This is a genomic window from Lactobacillus sp. ESL1191 (assembly GCF_058504435.1).
Genome location: NZ_CP196365.1, coordinates 1,196,675 through 1,215,191, shown reverse-complemented (window position 1 = coordinate 1,215,191; position 18,517 = coordinate 1,196,675). Strand labels below are relative to the sequence as shown.

The 18,517-nt window shown below is 41.4% G+C and carries 7 protein-coding genes; 4 read left to right on the top strand and 3 right to left on the bottom strand.

The genetic code is table 11. From position 1 onward, the window contains the following. Nucleotides 1–368 precede the first annotated feature (368 nt). Nucleotides 369–13,034, top strand: a complete 12,666-nt coding sequence (locus tag ACSYSN_RS06040; protein ID WP_491711986.1) for a DUF1542 domain-containing protein — start codon at nt 369–371, stop codon at nt 13,032–13,034. Nucleotides 13,035–13,385: 351 nt separating this feature from the next. Continuing rightward, nucleotides 13,386–13,736 (top strand): DUF6176 family protein, encoded by a 351-nt coding sequence (locus ACSYSN_RS06035; RefSeq protein WP_491711985.1) that lies wholly within the window; start codon nt 13,386–13,388, stop codon nt 13,734–13,736. A gap of 87 nt (nt 13,737–13,823) precedes the next feature. On the opposite strand, the gene ACSYSN_RS06030 is transcribed toward ACSYSN_RS06035, so the two are convergent. The 3 genes from ACSYSN_RS06030 to ACSYSN_RS06020 all read right to left on the bottom strand — a co-directional run bounded on the left by ACSYSN_RS06030 (nt 13,824) and on the right by ACSYSN_RS06020 (nt 17,065). Then, complete coding sequence (locus ACSYSN_RS06030; RefSeq protein ID WP_491711984.1) at nt 13,824–15,092, bottom strand: ABC transporter permease; 1,269 nt, start codon at nt 15,090–15,092, stop codon at nt 13,824–13,826. After that, nucleotides 15,092–15,772, bottom strand: coding sequence for an ABC transporter ATP-binding protein (locus ACSYSN_RS06025; protein WP_491711983.1), 681 nt, complete (start codon nt 15,770–15,772; stop codon nt 15,092–15,094). The genes ACSYSN_RS06030 and ACSYSN_RS06025 overlap by 1 nt, the downstream gene beginning before the upstream one ends. A gap of 216 nt (nt 15,773–15,988) precedes the next feature. Next, on the bottom strand, nt 15,989–17,065 hold the full coding sequence (locus ACSYSN_RS06020) for a S66 family peptidase (protein WP_491711982.1): 1,077 nt from the start codon (nt 17,063–17,065) through the stop codon (nt 15,989–15,991). Between the two features lie 337 nt (nt 17,066–17,402). On the opposite strand from ACSYSN_RS06020, the gene ACSYSN_RS06015 reads away from it, so the two are divergent. Beyond that, nucleotides 17,403–17,645: a hypothetical protein gene (locus ACSYSN_RS06015; RefSeq protein WP_491711981.1), complete on the top strand. Its 243-nt coding sequence runs from the start codon at nt 17,403–17,405 to the stop codon at nt 17,643–17,645. A 223-nt stretch (nt 17,646–17,868) separates the two neighbouring features. After that, a complete protein-coding gene (locus tag ACSYSN_RS06010) occupies nt 17,869–18,129 on the top strand; it encodes a hypothetical protein (protein ID WP_491711980.1) in 261 nt (86 codons plus the stop codon). The last annotated feature ends 388 nt before the right edge of the window (nt 18,130–18,517 follow it).

Below are 18,517 nucleotides of genomic sequence, written 5' to 3'. Positions count from 1 at the left end.
ATGCTTTTGGCACTTAGAATTTTAATAATTAGCTATTTACTATAGGGAATTTGATATTAATCATTCCGAATTTACTATGTAAGATGAAAATAGGATAGGATAATACAAAGATAATTAATATTTCTGGGTCAAGTATAAAAAACTAATATTAATTATATTAGCTGATTAAAAGCAACTCGATGTAAAAAAAGTGTGGATGCTATAGCTATACTAGGATTTATTTTATATTGCAAAAGCATAAGATTACTTTATTATTTTATGTATAATTAATTATGTAAAGATTTTATGGAAAGAATGTAATGTTTATGATATTATTTTAATATCGGAGTAGTATATTAAATACAAATAATATAGAGGGTGAAAAAGTTTTGAACAGATTTAAAATGATTGAAGAAATCAAGAATACAAACTATAAAATGCACAAAAGTAAAAAGGGTTGGCTAGTTAGCTATTCCCTTTTAACTCTTATGCTAGGTGGAGTATCTTTATCTGCATCGTTTAATACAGTAGGTGTTCAGAAGGTAAAAGCTGCTGAAATTGAGAGCCAAAGTAATCAGACTGGAGTTGACAAGTCCGGCCAACAAAAGGTTGACGATCAAGCAGTCAGTGAGGCTAAACAAACTGGTCTAAACACTTTGGAAACAGTAGCTACTAGTACTAAGCAGAAAATTAATGGTGATCGAAACTTAAGTACTGCTGCTAAGGCTAAACAGGTAAAAGCGGTTGACGCTTTACTTAATGATTCTAAAGATAAAGTTAATGCGGCGAATGATTTAGCTGATCTTAAGACAGTATTGGACAAGTCTAGTGCCGATATTACGGCTACTTATCAAGCAGGTATTGATCGGGCTAGTTTGCTCAAAAAAGCAGACAAACCTGCCAAAACTAAGGCAGTTAAAGCTAAAACCCGTTCTAAAAAGACAGGCTCCAAGACCAAGAAGCTTAAGGCTAAAAAGTCAAAAACTGCCACTCAAGGTAGTTTGGCAACTTATGCTGGTCTCAATTCATTTTTGAAGTCTGGTTCAAGTGCTGCTAGTGCTAAGAGTTCTACTAGTACAAAGCAGAGTAGTCAATCCGCTGACTTGTTGAAGAGCACTTCAAAGCCTACCAGCACTTCAGTTAACATTCCTGCAGTTGAAATTCCAACTGCAGAAATGGATACGAGTTTATCAGATGATGCAGCTACTAAGCCTAATAATTCAAATGAAGCTAATTCAGAGCTTGCGGCTAAGCCAAGAGCTATCGGAGTAGCTGGCTATGATAGTTCAAAGAATGTAACGGTTGGTGCCGACCCAGACAGTAACCGTGATGACTTTAATAAAGATGTTGACAAGCCAGCAGGCGCAACGCCAACCTCGATGAATATTGCTACTCCTGATCAAATCACTAGTCCAGATAAGTATAAACAAAAGGTAGTAAATGTCGCTGATTTTAACAGTTTAGCAGCAGCCTGGAAAGATGCTAGTGTAACCTACATCAATATTACTGGTGATATTACATATACTGGCGGTAGTATGGGGACTCGTGCTGCTGGGGCCAGTGTAGTTGTTAATGGTAATGGTCATACGATTGATTTAGATAGACAGAACTTCACTTATGCAGGGGTCCCATATTCTAATCTAACAACTGTAACATTGACCAACGGCAAGTTCAAACAAGGGTTTCCAGGAAATGATGGGGATAATTTAGCTCTTGTATATTCTAGCAATGGTTCAGGACTTAAGGTAAATATTGACAATGTCAATCTATCAAGTTCGTTAAATGGTTATAACCCAATTCATGCGGTTATGGCCAACTATTCCAAGGTAACATTTTCAGGTACCAATGTCTTTAACATCTCGAACGAGGTTACGCGTGGCGTTGGGATGATTGACTTTGCCAACAATGCCCATGTGACCATGAACAGAACCAGCAACGATATTAGATATTCAGAGTTTTGGTTTTCAAATGTGGCACCGCAAGCCAGTGTAGGTTATGGTAACCAAATCACGATGGGTGATGGCTCCTCTAATGAAGCATATACCTATAACGGATTGGCTGCCAACTATCCTGCAATGTATAATAATGTTCGCGGAGTAACAGCTGGTGACAATGTCAAGTGGACGCAAACTGGGTTCCAATACTTTATAAATGGAACCCAGGGTGGTAACTCGGTTGCGAGATTTAAGTTTGGGCAAAACTTCACCTTGTCTGCTCCAGTTACGACCCAGCCAAATGCGATTCGGCTGTGGGGTACTCAAACGGCAGAGTTTAATGCTGGAACCACCTTTGATATTAACCAAAGATATAACGATTCAGTGATTCGGGTTAATGACACATCAAGTGTTACCTTTATTTCACCAAAACAACTGCACTTGGCCATTCAAGATGGTAATGGTAACCCAGTCGCAACAGGCGCAGGGATTATTTCTGGTTCAGGTACAGTAACACTGAACAACTCTAACATTAAGACTTGGCTGAGTAATAATTCCCAGGCTACTAGTGCTGCAGGAGACAATACGGCTAAGTTTACCAAGATGGTGGTTAGAAATGGTCAAGCAGTAATTACTGATTTAAGTGGAGCCATCGCTAATTCAAACATTGTTACACCAACGACACGTGAATTACAGACGATTGCGATTCCAGTTGGTAAGGTTAATGTGCAATATGTCGACCAAAATGGTAAGAATGTTGGTGGACCAGTGGCAGTACCGCTAGATAAAGACTCTTATATTGGTCAATATCTGCCCCTGATTACCAGTGATATTGTTGTCAAGAATATGCCTAAGAACTACATGTGGGCTATTGGCAAGCAAGTATATGCTGGTGCCAAGTCTGACGCTCAAAGTGGTGGTGATCCGACAACAACTGATGATAATGGCGATACATATGGTCAGGCTGCTGTTGGGATAGTTCCAATGGAAGGTACCGCTTATACTTATAAGGTCTATGTATACGGGATCAAGCAAAACGTTACCTACCAGTATGTAGATGTTAACCATAAAGATCGGGTATTGACCTCGCCGTTATCAGGCCAAACCGGTACAGAAGCGGTTGGTGGTGTAACACCGGCCAACTATGGTAACACGATTGACTGGACTAACAAGTACTATACTGAAGACAATGTGCCCGCTGGTTACCACTACGCAGCTAGCGCTCCTAATCAGGCAAAGACGACGGTTGTATCCGATAATAATCCAGTAGTTACAATCTATGTAGAAGGTAATTCGCAAACGATTAATCCAACTTTTGTAGATACTAACGGGAATCAGGTTGTTCCTAACGCACCATATGTAATTCAAGGAGCAACGGGCCAAACAATTAAGTTGCCAACAGCGCCAGATGCCAATAACTGGGCCTTAGACCATGTAATTGTCAATGGACAAGCAATGGCAGTAGGTTCAGCCTTTGAATTTGGCAACGGAACAGACGAAATCACCTATGTATACCACCCGTTGGATGTAGAGAAGCAGGCCGCTAATACAGCCATCGATGCGGAAGCGACTAAGGTTAAAGATGAGATTGATGCAGATCCAACGCTTGACAGTGCAACTAAGGCAAAGCAAAAGGATGAGGTCGATAAGGCGGCAACAACTGCTAAAGACAGTATCAACAAGGCAGTATTGCCAGCCCAAGTCGATAAGGCCAAGGAAGATGGGATTGCGGCGATTGACGCAGCCCACGTAGCCGGGATTGCGCTTGATCAACAAAAGAAAGATTACAGTAAGCAAATCGATGATGAAGCCACTAAGATCAAGGGAGAGATCGATGCCGATGAAACTTTGGATGATGAAACCAAGGTAAAACAAAAGGGTGATGTCGATAAAGATGCAGCGGATGCGAAGGCGGCGATTAATAGTGCCACTAACATCCAAGCAGTTAAAGACGCAACGGCTGCCGGCATCGTTAAGATCGATGGCGATCACATCCCGGGCAGTGTGTCGTTGCCAGACCAAAAGAAGGCAGCGATTGCGGCGATTGATGCCGAAGCCACCAAGGTTAAGGGAGAAATCGATGCCGATACAACCCTAGACGCAGCGGCTAAGGCAAAACAAAAGGGTGACGTCGATAAAGACGCGGCTGATGCCAAGACAGCGATTAATAACGCTACTAACGCCCAACAAGTCAAGAATGCCAAAGAAGCGGGCATCGTCAAGATCGATGGTGACCACGTTCCAGGTAACATTTCGTTGCCAGATCGGAAGACGAGTGCGATTGCAGCAATTGATGCGGAAGCGACTAAGGTTAAGGGCGAGATTGATGCGGATGTCACTTTAGACACGGCTGCTAAGAACAAGCAAAAGGCTGATGTCGATCGTGACGCGGCGGCTGCTAAAGACAAGATCAACAGTGCCACTACGGCTCAAGGGGTAATTGATGCCAAGGATGAAGGGATCGCTAAGATAGATGCGGACCACGTCCCAGGCAGTATTTCCCTGCCAGTGCAGAAGACGAATGCGATTGCGGCGATTGACGCCGAAGCTACTAAGGTTAAGGCTGAGATAGATGCGGATGTGACCTTAGACACGGTCACTAAGAATGAGCAGAAGGCTAACGTTGATACTGATGCGGCGATTGCCAAAGCAAACATAAACAGCGCTACTAATGCGCAAGGGGTGAAGGATGCCAAGGAAGCGGGAATCATCAAGATTGATGGCGACCACATTCCAGGTAGTATCTCCCTGCCAGTACAGAAGACTGACGCGATTGCGGCGATTGATGCCGAGGCTACTAAGATTAAGGGTGAAATCGATGCGGATGTCACTTTAGACACGGCCACTAAAAACCAACAAAAGGCTAATGTGGATAAGGATGTGGCGACTGCCAAGACCAATATTAACAATGCCAAGGATGCCCAAGGTGTGAAGGATGCCAAGGAAGCAGGGATTATTGCCATTGATGCGGACCATATTCCAGGCAACGTTTCTCTGCCAGTACAAAAGACGGATGCGATTAAGGCCATTGATGATGAAGCCACCAAGGTCAAGGGTGAGATCGATGCAGATGTCACTCTCAACAGTAAAGAAAAGGCCACTCAAAAGGCCAACGTGGACAAGGATGCGGCTGATGCGAAGACGGCGATTAACAATGCCACTAATGCCCAAGGGGTGAAAGATGCCAAGGAAGCCGGGATCATTAAGATTGATGGTGACCACATTCCAAACAATATTTCCCTACCAGACCAAAAGGATGCGGCTAAGGCAGCGATTGATGCGGAAGCCACTAAGGTCAAGGGTGAGATTGATGCGGATGTAACGCTAGACGCAGCCACTAAGACCAAGCAAAAGGGTGACGTTGACAGAGACGCAGCAGCAGCGAAGACGGCGATTAACAACGCCACTAATGCGCAAGCTGTGAAGGATGCCAAGGAAGATGGCATCATCAAGATCGATGGTGACCATATTCCAGGCAACATGACGTTGCCAGACCAAAAGAAGGCGGCAAATGCAGCGATTGATGCGGAAGCCGCTAAGGTTAAGAATGAAATCGATGCCGATGTGACCTTAGACAAGGCTACTAAGGCTAAACAGAAGGACAATGTTGATAATGACGCCGCTGCAGCTAAAGCAAACATTAATAGTGCTACTAATGCCCAAGGGGTAAAAGATGCGAAGGATGCCGGTATTATTAAGATCGATGGTGATCACATTCCAGGCAGTGTTTCACTGCCGGATCAAAAGACCAATGCTCAAGCAGCAATTGACGCCGAAGCCACTAAGATCAAGGCTGAAATTGATGCGGATGCGACCTTAGATACGGCCACTAAGAATAAGCAGAAGGGTGACGTTGATACCGACGCAACGATTGCCAAGGCCAACATTAACAAGGCAACTGATGCCCAAGGGGTTAATGATGCCAGAGATGCCGGGATTGCTAAGATTGATAGTGACCACATCCCAGGCAACATGACATTACCTGAGCAAAAAGCGGATGCAATTAAAGCAATTGATAATGAAGCTACCAAGATTAAGGGTGAGATCGATACCGATCCAACGCTTGACGACGCAACTAAGACCAAGCAAAAGGCTAATGTTGATAAGGATGCCACAGCGGCTAAAAATAATATTAACAGTGCTACTAATGCTCAAGGGGTGAAGGATGCTAAAGATGCTGGTATTATAGCTATCGATGGTGACCACATTCCAGGTAATGTTTCTCTGCCAGATCAAAAGGATGCGGCTAAAGCAGCCATTGATGCGGAAGCCACCAAGGTTAAGGGCGAGATCGAAGCCGATCCAACTCTAGATGATTCTACTAAGGCAAAACAAAAGGCCAACGTGGACAAGGACGCGGCTGATGCCAAGACAGCGATTAATGCCGCTACTAATGCCCAAGGCGTGAAGGATGCCAAGGATGCTGGGATCGTCAAGATCGATGGTGATCATATTCCTGGTAATGTTTCCCTGCCAGATCAGAAGGATGCGGCTAAAGCAGCCATTGATGCGGAAGCCACCAAGATCAAGAATGAAATTGATGCCGACCCAACGCTGGATGACGCAGCTAAGAAGACCCAAAAAGCTAATGTTGACACGGATGCAGCTGCTGCTAAGGCTAATATTAGTCAGGCAACTAATGCCCAAGGTGTCAAGGAAGCCAAGGAAGCCGGGATCATCAAGATTGACGGTGACCACATTCCGGGTAATATTTCCTTACCAGATCAGAAGAAGAATGCGATAGCAGCCATTGATGCGGAAGCCACCAAGGTTAAGGGTGAGATCGATGCCGATCCAACTCTAGACAATGCAACTAAGACTAAGCAAAAAGCTAATGTTGATACCGATGCAGCCGCTGCTAAAGCAAACATTACTCAAGCAACTAATGCCCAAGCCGTGAAGGATGCCAAGAGTGATGGGATCATCAAGATTGATGGCGACCACATTCCAGGTAGTGTTTCCCTGCCAGATCAAAAGACCAATGCCCAAGCAGCCATTGATGCCGAAGCCACTAAGATCAAGGCTGAGATTGATGCGGATCCAACTTTAGATACAGCCGCTAAGAATAAGCAAAAGGGTCAAGTTGATAGTGATGCCACGATTGCTAAAGCAAACATCAATAAAGCTAGTGATGCGCAAGGCGTGAAAGATGCCACTGCTGCTGGTATTGTCAAGATTGATGGTGATCACATTCCAGGCAATGTTTCACTGCCAGATCAAAAGAAGAATGCGCAAGCAGCCATTGATGCCGAAGCAGCTAAGATCAAGGGCGAGATTGATGCGGATTCCACTTTAGATACAGCCGCTAAGAATAAGCAAAAGGGTCAAGTTGATACTGATGCCACGATTGCTAAGAATAACATTATTCAGGCAACCAATGCGCAGGGCGTGAAGGATGCCAAGGAGGCCGGAATCATCAAGATTGATGGTGACCATATTCCAAATAGTGTGTCCTTACCGGATCAAAAGAATTCTGCTAAAGCGGCCATTGATCAGGAAGCAGCTAAGATCAAGGGCGAGATTGATGCGGATTCCACTTTAGATACAGCCGCCAAGACTGTGCAAAAGGGTAATGTTGATAAAGACGCTGCAACTGCTAAGACTAATATCGATCAAGCTGTAGATGCACAGAGTGTGAAGGATGCCAAGGATGCCGGGATTATCAAGATTGATGGCGACCACATTCCAAATAGTATTTCCCTGCCAGATCAAAAGACTAATGCGAAAGCCGTAATTGATGATGAAGCAACCAAGGTTAAGGGACAAATTGATGCCGATAAAACCTTAGACAATGAAACGAAGACTAAGCAGAAGGCTAATGTTGATACTGAAGCTAAGAAAGCTAAGACCAATATTGATAACGCAACGAGTGCACAAGAGATTAAGGTAGCAGTCGATAACGGGATAATAGCTATTGATGCTCAATATGTACCAGGTCAAAATGGTAGTTTGGCAAGTCAAAAGGCCAAAGCGCAGGCGATTATTGACCAAGAAGCTGCTAAAATCAAGAATGAAATTGATGTTGATCCAACTCTTGATAATGCAGCTAAATCAGCTCAAAAGGCTCAGGTAGATAAGGATGCTACGATCGCTAAGACAAACATTAGTCAAGCAATTGATGCACAAGGCATAAATGACGCAAGAGATGCGGGCATTATTAAGATTGATGGCGATCACATTCCAAACAGTATTTCCTTGCCAGATCAAAAGACCAATGCGCAAGCAGCCATCGATGCGGAAGCCGCAAAGATTAAGGCTGAAATTGATAATGATTCAACTTTAGATAATGCAGCTAAGACTATTCAAAAGAATAATGTTGATGTTGATGCTGCCGCTGCCAAGGCTAATATTAGTCAAGCAAATGATGCGCAGAGTATTAAAGATGCTACAAACGCTGGTATCGTTAAGATTGATAGCGATCATGTGCCTGGCAGTATGTCATTACCTGATCAAAAGAAGAATGCGCAAGCAGCCATTGATGCGGAAGCAACTAAGATTAAGGCTGAAATTGATGCGGATCCAACGCTTGACGACACTGCCAAAACTGCTCAAAAGGGACAAGTTGATAAGGATGCAGCAGTTGCTAAGAACAACATTAGCCAGGCAACTGATGCGCAAGGCGTGAAGGATGCTAAGGATGCCGGGATTATCAAGATTGATGGCGACCATATTCCAAATAGCACGTCACTGCCAGACCAGAAGACTAGTGCGAAAGCTTCAATTGATGCCGAAGCCACTAAAATCAAGGGCGAAATCGATGCAGATCCAACGCTCGATACTGCAACCAAGGCAGCTCAAAAAGGAAATGTTGATGCTGATGCTGTTATTGCTAAAGGCAGGATTGATCAAGCAGTTAATGCCCAAGGTGTCAAGGATGCTACAGCGGCAGGAATTGCCAAGATTGATAGTGACCATGTACCAAATAGCACTTCATTAGCAGATCAAAAGAAGAATGCCCAGGCAACAATTGACGCTGAAGCCAATAAAGTTAAGGCTGAAATTGATGCTGATGTAACCTTAGATGATATTGCTAAGGCAGCTCAAAAGGGTCAGGTAGATACTGACGCGGCCGCTGCAAAAGTTAATATTAGCCAGGCAACTGATGCTCAAGGTGTCAAGGACGCTACTGCAGCAGGAATTGCCAAGATTGATGGCGATCACATTCCAGGAAGTGTTTCTCTTCCAGATCAGAAGAAGAACGCTCAAGCTGCCATTGATGCCGAAGCAGCTAAGATCAAGGGTGAAATTGATGCCGATCCTACTTTAGAGAGCGCTGAAAAAGCAGCTCAAAAAGCTAATGTGGATCGTGATGCCGCTGATGCTAAGAACAAAATTGACCAGGCACTCAATGCTCAAGGAGTTAAAGATGCAACAAATGCTGGTGTAGCTAAGATTGATAGTGACCACGTACCAAACAGTGTTTCCTTACCTGATCAAAAGAAGAATGCTCAAAAGGTGATTGACGATGAAGTTACTAAGATTAAGGGTGAAATCGATGCTGACGACAGCTTAGATGACGTTGCTAAGACTAAGCAAAAAGCCAATGTCGACAAAGATGCCACTGATGCTAAGAACAAGATTGATCAGGCTACCAACGTCACAGATATTAAAGATGCTAAGAATGCTGGTATTGCTAAGATTGATGCCGATCATGTTCCAAATAATGTTCCACTAGCTGATCAAAAGAAAAATGCGAAACTGGAAATCGATGATGAAGCAGCCAGAGTAAAAGCCGAAATTGATGCTGACGACGCGTTAGATGATGCCACTAAATATAAGCAAAAAGGTGCTGTCGACCGGGATGCAGTAGCTGCTAAGGCTTCAATTGACCGGGCTGTAAATGCTCAAGGAGTTAAAGAAGCTAAAGATGCTGGAATTGCTAAGATCAATGCTGATCATGCAATTGTGACATTGGCAAATCAAAAGGATGCAGCAAAAGCAGCCCTTGATAATGAAGCTACTAGAATTAAAGCTGAAATTGATGCTGATGATAGTCTAGATGATGCAACTAAGACGAAGCAAAAGGCTAATGTTGACAATGAAGTAGTTAAGGGCAAGGCAGCCATTGACAATGCAACTGATGCTCAAGCTGTTAAAGTTAAGCGTTACGATGGAATAACTGCCATTGATGCTCAACATGTTTCCGATGCAATTGGTAGCTTGGAGAGTCAAAAAATTAAGGCTCAAACAACAGTCGCAGACAAAGCGGCTAAAGTTAAGGCCCAAATCGATGCTGATCCAACTCTAGACAATGAAGCGAAGACTAAACAAAAAGCAAAAGTCGATTTGGATGCTACTACAGCTAAGACGCAGATAGCTCAAGCAACTAATGCTCAAAGTGTTAAGGATATTACTGATACAAGTATCAATACAATTGTTGGTGATTATGTAACGAATGGATTATCATTGTCGGAGCAAAAGAAGAATGCTCAAACAGCAATTGACGAAGAAGCTACTAAAGTCAAGACGCAAATTGATGCCGACCAGAATTTAGATGATGTGACTAAGATTGAGCAGAAAGCCAATGTTGATAGAGATGCTACTGCAGCTAAAGATAGAATTACACAATCACTTAATGCACAAGATATCAAAACGGCAATGACTGCTGGTATAAGCAAGATTGATAGCGATTATGTAGCAAGTAGCACTTCGATGGCTGATCAAAAAACAGCTGCACAAAAAGAAATTGATGCCGAAGCAGCAAAAGTCAAAGCAAAAATTGATGCAGACAAGGGCTTAGACGATGAGGCGAAGGCAGCTCAAAAAGCTAACGTTGATCAAGATGTTGCTACAGCTAAGACCCAGATAGCCCAAGCAGTTAACGCTCAAGCTATTAAGGATGCTCAAGCTGCTGGAATTGCGAAGCTTGCTGGTGATTATGTTCCAAGTAGTTCGATAAGTGATCAGCAGGCGGATGCTCAAGCTAAGATTGAAGCTGAGATCAAAAAGATTAAGGCTGACATTGATAGCGATGAGACCTTGGATGATATAACTAAGGCAGCTCAAAAAGCCAATGTTGATACTGCTGCACTGAAAGGCAAGGTAGCAATCGAACAAGCAACTTCTGCTCAGGCAATTAAGCTTGCGTTAACTAGTGGAATTGCTGATATTGATGCTCAACATGTACCAGGCAGCAGTTTGGATAGTCAAAAGACGAAAGCAAATGCAGCAATTGATGAAGAAGCTACTAAAGTTAAAAACAATATAAATAATGACGCATCACTGGATGATATTGCAAAAGCAGCTCAAAGTGCAGCTGTGGATAGCGCAGTAGCAACTGCTAAGACTAACATCCAAAATGCTATAAACGCTCAGGCAATTAGTGACTCACTTGCTAAGGGTATTACGAATATTGATGCACAATATGTTACCAACTCAATAACGTTAGATGCGCAAAAAGAGCGAGCTAAGCAATTAGTTAGCGATGAAGCAGATATTGTTAAAGAAGCTATTAACAATGATGATTCCTTAGATCAAGCAACTAAGACTAAGCAGCTTCAAGCGGTAGATGTACAGAAACAAAAAGCTGTAGATAAAATTGCTCAAGCGGCAAACGTTGAAGCCGTACAGAAGGAATATAGCGACGGCATACTTGCAATTCACTCACAACATGTTCCAAATGATTTAACTGCACAAAAACAAGCAGCTAAAGATGAATTGGTAAAAGAAGCAAACACAATTAAGGCTGCCATTAATAATGATGTAACATTATCAGCTAATGAAAAAGTAGCGCAGATTAGTAAAGTCGATCTTGAATTAGGAAAGACTCAAAATGCAATTGATCGTGCAAAGAATGCTCAGACTGTCAGCGACTTAGAGGATGCCGGGATTAAGGTAATTAGTGCCCAGTATGTTCCAGGCAAGTCGCTTGAAGAACAAAAAGCTAGTGCGAATGCGGCGATAGATCAAGCAGATCAAGCAGCTAAAGACAAGGTTGATAAAGACCAGAGCAAGACTGATGCTGAAAAGCAAAAAGATAAAGATGCGATTGACGCAGCGGCTGCAGCAGCTAAAGATGAAGTCAATAAGGCTACGGATATAGATTCAATTAACCAGGCTAAAGAAAACGGAACGTCTGCAATTGATAAGGTCGCTGCAAATAATGGCTCTAATGGCTCTAACAGTTCTAACGGTTCCAACAGTTCCAACGGTTCCAATGGCTCTAATGGTTCTAACGGTTCCAATGGTTCAACCGGCTCGACTGGCTCCAATGGTTCAACCGGCTCAACTGGCTCCAATGGTTCAACCGGCTCAACTGGCTCCAACGGTTCCAATGGTTCAACCGGCTCAACTGGCTCCAATGGTTCAACTGGCTCAACTGGCTCTAACGGTTCCAATGGTTCAACCGGCTCAACTGGCTCAACTGGCTCCAATGGTTCAACTGGCTCAACTGGTTCCAATGGTTCAACCGGCTCAACTGGCTCCAACGGTTCCACTGGTTCAACTGGTTCAACTGGCTCCAATGGTTCAACTGGCTCCAACGGTTCCAATGGTTCTAATGGCTCTGATGGAGTACAAACCAAGAAAGGAAAAGCTGTTCAAAAGAAGCTTTACCACAATGCCTACTTCTATAACAAAGAAGGTAAACGGGCAAACTTGTTAGTTGCTAAAAGAGGTTCTGCAATTACAACTTACGGAATTGAAAGCATTAATGGACGCCAGTTCTACCTAACTGATAATGATTTATACATCGCTGTTAATAACACTACGCAACAAAGACGTCTCCTGTTACACAATGCATTTGTCTACAATAATAAGGGTAAACGCGTTGGTAAGAAGATACTTAAGAAGATGTCAGAAGTTGGTACATATGGTGATCCAGTCAAAATTAAAGGTAAGTCATATTACATTATTAGTAGTAATCGCTATGTTAAAGCCAAGAACTTTGGCAAAGTCTCAATTGAAGCCAATAATGAACTTGCTAAGGGTGTGACTTCCAATGCGGAGATTACACAAGACTCATACGTATATGATAGTGAGGGTAAGCGCATCGGAGATAGTGTCTTAAAGGCAGGCTCTAAGGTTACTGCTGGTGAAAGCAAAACAGTAAATGGTCGTCAAATGATTGCAATTTCTGATGGAAATTACGTTGATAGTGAAAATATCACTAAACTGTCATAAGATGTACTTTTGTTGACTAACTTTCTTGCATAATAAAGTTGATTTTTGTAATAGTTAAGCTAGTTTATTAAGAATTCATTTTGAAGAATCCCACTTAAAGGAAAGCGCAACTGAATAAGTTTTGCGTTACCATGAAAGTGGGATTTTTCTGTTAGCTTTTCTAGTGGATTACCGATTATTTTAAGTTACATTTTGTAAATATTGCAACAATAAGTAATAATTTATAGTTTTAAGTGTGACTAAACTGGCATTTTAAGAAGAAAAAGCTAGTGTTGCTACTCTGATTTTTTTGAAAAATCTATTCGCAAGTGAGATATTACAAAAGAACGTTTTTATCTAAGAGGAAACAAAATGACTAAAATTGAATTAACCAGATTCAAAATCAAACGGGGAAAAGAAGGAAAGGCTGAAGAATGGATGGCTTTTTTGAACGCCCATCATGCTGCTACAGTGTCTACTATGGCAAATGAGCGGATGCACGTTGAGAGCGTCTTTAAAGAAAAACTTTCTGATGGCTCTACTTACTTTTATTGGTACACGATTCAAGGAGAAGGTGGTAAGCCAGTTGAAGATTCTGCAAGTTATATTGATCGCAAGCATCTTGAATATTGGGAGGAGTGCATCGATGAAGATTACGGTGCGGTTGACTTATCTCTCGCCCAAAACTTACTGTCTCCTAAAATTGCTAGAATAATTGAATAAAAAATTTTGATTGACTTGTATAAGTATAAATAAATTTAAGCACAGAAAAAACGCAGGAGTGGATACTCCTGCGTTTTTTGGTTTAGCTTATTCGTACCGTAAAGCCGAAATTGGATCGAGTTTGGCTGCACTGCGCGCTGGCAATGTACCAGCCAAGAAGGTAATTAAGCAGATGAGACCCACGATGGCGATACTGCTGGGCCAGTTGAACTGAATCAGGGTGAAACCGTCAATTCCTTTCAAAAAGGTTTGAGTTGCTGCTCGATTTAAAATCTGGCTTAGTCCCATTGCAGATAATAGACCCAAGATGGATCCAACTAAACCTATTAGGATTGCTTCAAAGCTAAAGATTGAAAAGACTTTGCCCTGGCTCAATCCTAAAGCCTTCATCAAACCGATTTCACGGGTTCGATCGCGCACAGACATGTAAAGTGTATTGATTACGCCAAAACTTGCTGCTACTAGGGCAATGGCACCAAAGATAATTAATACGCCAGTGGCAGCATTAAAGGTTTGGAAAAGTTGTTTTACGGCATCTTTCAACGTCATTGCTGCATAGCCCTTTTTAGCAAACTTGGCTTCGATGTCTTCGATTTTTTGGGGATCTTTACTGGTTGGCGTTGCTAATACTTGAACATAGCGTTCACGCAAAGCATGCGGCATGCCATCTTGGTTAGCAGCAATGATTTTTTCGCTTAGCCCGTAACTATAGACAGATTGGCCGCTATTAACCATGCTATCATTCCGGACACCAACAATAGTTGCTCTAATTTTACTGGTTTGCTTGGTAATCGGTGAAACTGTAACTAGTGTGACTTTTTGCCCCAGAGATTGACGTGCGTTCTTGTAACCAAAAGCCTTGACCATTTCCTTAGTAAGCAAAATTTCCTGCTTGTTTCCTCGCGTTGCAACTTGTCGACCAATCTTTAGGTCATAGTCAACGCCCAGGGTCACCTGTGCATCAAGTACATACTTGGTTTTACTTGGACCTTGGACATACTGCACGTTGCTATCTTTTAAGGCCTTAACATCCTTAATTCCTTTAACCTCTTTGATTTTTTCTAAGTCTTTCTTAGTCATCATGCCGTCTGCATTTTTACTACTCTTGTTAGGATTGTACTTTTCTGGTCCAGAATTATTTCTATTACCTGAGTAGTCTGGAGTAATTAACATTTGATTGGCGTTACCGACATTACCCACCTGCCTGGTCAAGTAGTCGTTAACCCCGGTGTTAATCCCCAACGTGATACTAATTGTCAATGATCCAATTAGTACTGCAATAATTGTCAGTAAAGTCCGGCTCTTATTGTGCCAAAGGTTGGTAGCAGCTGAATTTAATAAATCACGAAATTTCATTATTCTTCTCCTTCGACCACTTGGCCGTCCTTAATTTGAATTTGCCGATCACATTTTTGGGCCAAGTCGGGATCATGAGTGACAATAATTAAAGTAATGCCTTTTTCACGATTTAATTTAAATAAAGTATTCTCAACCAGGTTACCAGTAGTGGAGTCAAGGTTACCAGTGGGCTCGTCCGCAAAAATTATTTTTGGATTGTTGACCAATGCACGTGCAATGCAGACCCGTTGCTTTTGTCCACCAGAGAGATTGCTAGCCTTGCTCTTAGCTTTGCTTTCAAGGTCGACTACTTGAATTGCCTCCATAGCTTTTGCGCGGCGCTTTTTACCGGTTATTCCGGCAATCTTTAGTGGTAACATCACATTTTCCAGAACACTGTCTTGCGGATTAAGAAAAAACTGCTGAAAGACAAAACCAAAGGTTTCATTTCGTAACTTGTTTAAGCTTTGAGCTTTAATTTCATCGGTTGGTTGGTCATTGAGCAAAATCTCACCAGCGCTAGGATGGTCAAGTAAGGCCATAATATGCATCAAAGTCGACTTACCTGAACCACTTTTCCCGACGATGGCAACCGTATCTCCTGGGTTAATTTGTAGACTGATACCGCGCAATGCTTCAAATTGGGTTGCGCCTTTACCATAAATACGTTCAATTGAACGCGTTTCTAATAAACTCATTTCATCAAGCTCCTTTTGTAATACTGTTATAAATACATAATACACTAATTTGGGAGAAAGTCGATAGTGTTTTTAAATTTTAATTAAAATTATCAACTCTCAGTTGGTAAAAGCAACTTATTAGTGCTGACCTAACTTGCTAAAAGTTTCATAGTTATTAAGGCGAGCAGTAAAAAACTGCAACTAGAAAGTTGCAGTTTGGTAAGTAAATAAAACTTAATTAGGAAAACACGGTTCAATAATGCGCAATTCTGGATTGTCTAAATTAATTTCAGCTAGTGCGCCGTAAGGTAGAGCGGTGCGGGGATATGCGTGTCCGATATTGACATTATATAAGATAGGAGTTTGATAATTTGCCGTGGCAGCAAGAAGAACAGCCTTGTATTCTTCGAAGTACTGCTTATTTTGAGGCTTGCCTACTATGATTCCACGTACTGCTGCAAGAAGACCTATCTGATCCAATTCGGCCAGCATCTTCTGGTAAGCAGTGGGATTAGGGCGTTCCTCACTAGACTCAAGGAAAAGCAACTTGTCGCTTGCTTCTTTAGGTGACAGAATCAGTTGGTAGCGTTTAATTAATTCTGCTTCATCGTCATATCTCATACCAGTTAAATCATCATTTAGACTATCTATACATCCACCCCATAAACGTCCTTGAATTTTACCTTGCCCGCGTAAAACTTCATAGCCAGTATCTGGATGGCTTGGGCGGGGGATGCCCAGTGCTGCAGGTGAAAAGTCGGTGCGTTCTTCATACCAAGTCTTGCTAGCAGGAATGTTGGTGGCTGCAGTCTTCTTGAAAAAAAGTGACCAGGTTTTTTGCGTATAAGGCAACATTTTAGTATCCAACTCAGCTAGATCATTTAAAAAGCTTGGTCCGTAAAAGCTCTGCATGCCAAGGCGGTAGAACATAAGGTGGTTATTTGTAGTATCTGAAAATCCAGTGAAGACTTTAGGATGGGCTACTACGGCAGACGTAAATTCGGGATCATCCATCAGATATGGTAGTAAACGATATGTGTCATATCCACCAATAGCAGCAATAATTCCTTTAATCTCGGGATTTAAAAATGCCTCTTTAAGGTCTGCAGCGCGAGCTTCTGGGTGAGCATCGAGATAGGTAACTCCCTTCAGACTGTTGGTCATATATACAGGTGTAAGACCTAGTTGATCTAGTCTTTGCTCGCCGAGTTTTCGTTGATGAGCAGTAAAGTCTTCACCCAGAGTTCCACGGGATAGACTTACAATGGCAACTTGATCGCCAGGTTGTAGTGGTTGCGGTTTAGCTAACATTAATTAAGCCTTCTTTCTATACTTAAATTAGGTAGGTTTTAAACGAAAATTTGAAATTAAGTTAATTATGAAGCACATAGAAAGACAAGTCAATCAGTGTTTAGAAGCGCAAATTTTCACTGGCAAGATAAGTTGAATAATTAAATAAACAGCATAAAAGTGTTGACTTTAATCTTGCTAAAAGCATAAAATTTATATATTTATCAGTATATTATTATTTTCCTGATTAAATTTTAGCATAAATAAGTTTTTATGCAAATATAAATGTGCAATGAATTTGCAAATAATAAGTACAAACGCACTTGCATTTGTACTTGCAAATTTGGAAGGATTAAAGATGAAAATATTTTTTTTAACAGCTAATAAAGGTAGAAGTGAACTGATTTCTATAGCAGATATTTATCTAAAATGGCTGGTGGCTTTATTGGATAGGCATTGTAAGTTAATGCAAAGATGCCCTAAATGTGGGGTGAAAGAGGGAGTTGAGGATGAAGAGGTAAGCTCCCTTTCCGCACTTGTATACAGCCCTTGTAAAAGGTTGGCTTTTACAAGGAAAATAGTTCAACTAGTTGATACTTAAATGCAACTTCTGCTGGAAACAGCTAGTAATTAATTGATTAGCAAATTTATAGTTGACTTATAAATTTTCAACCTAAAAGACAACTGTATGAAATAGTTACTAATGAAACAGCAATCAGTCATAAGTAAAAAGCATAAATATTTATAATATATTTATTATTAGTAATTACGTTTGTAAAAACTTATGCATGTACATACCCGTTCACAATTACGAAGGAGAAAAAATGATGTCTAAACTTCCTACTGATAGTAAAGAATCAAATCAGTCTTTTCAGAACCGAGCTGTTCAGCATGATTCAACCCAGGACCAGGTGCAGGAGATTGTGGCACCGGTTAACACTGGGCAACAACAGGAAAAAACCAAGAATTATACATTTACTTTAAAACCAAGTGTTAGAGAACGCTTTAGAAAGTTAGCTAAAGCTCACAATTATAACTCCGACTCAAAATTTTTAACTGACATAATTAACAATATTAAGGATTAGAATTGTAAAGATGACGACTAGCGGTAAAAAAGCTAGATAATTACCAGGTTTTTAAAATAATACGTAGCTTTATTTACTTGTCATCCTTATATAAAGGAAAGGTAGTTTGGTTAAAAGTGGATTGCCAAAACAAAAAGATAACTTTTGAAGCATAAAGGATTTTACTCTTTGGATCGGCACTTAAGTTTTGAGATTCCTAATAAATTAACCCTACTGCCTAATTGTTACTCAAGAATTTACCGTACTGTTTAATAACGTTGCTTAATAAAATAACCTTGGTAAAAGTAGTCACAAGTAGTCAATCTGTCTAAAGGATAACTTCCAATAAAAACGCTGGAGTTTTTTAGCGAAAATCCCTTAATTTCGTTTATAAATAAAGAAAAAGATA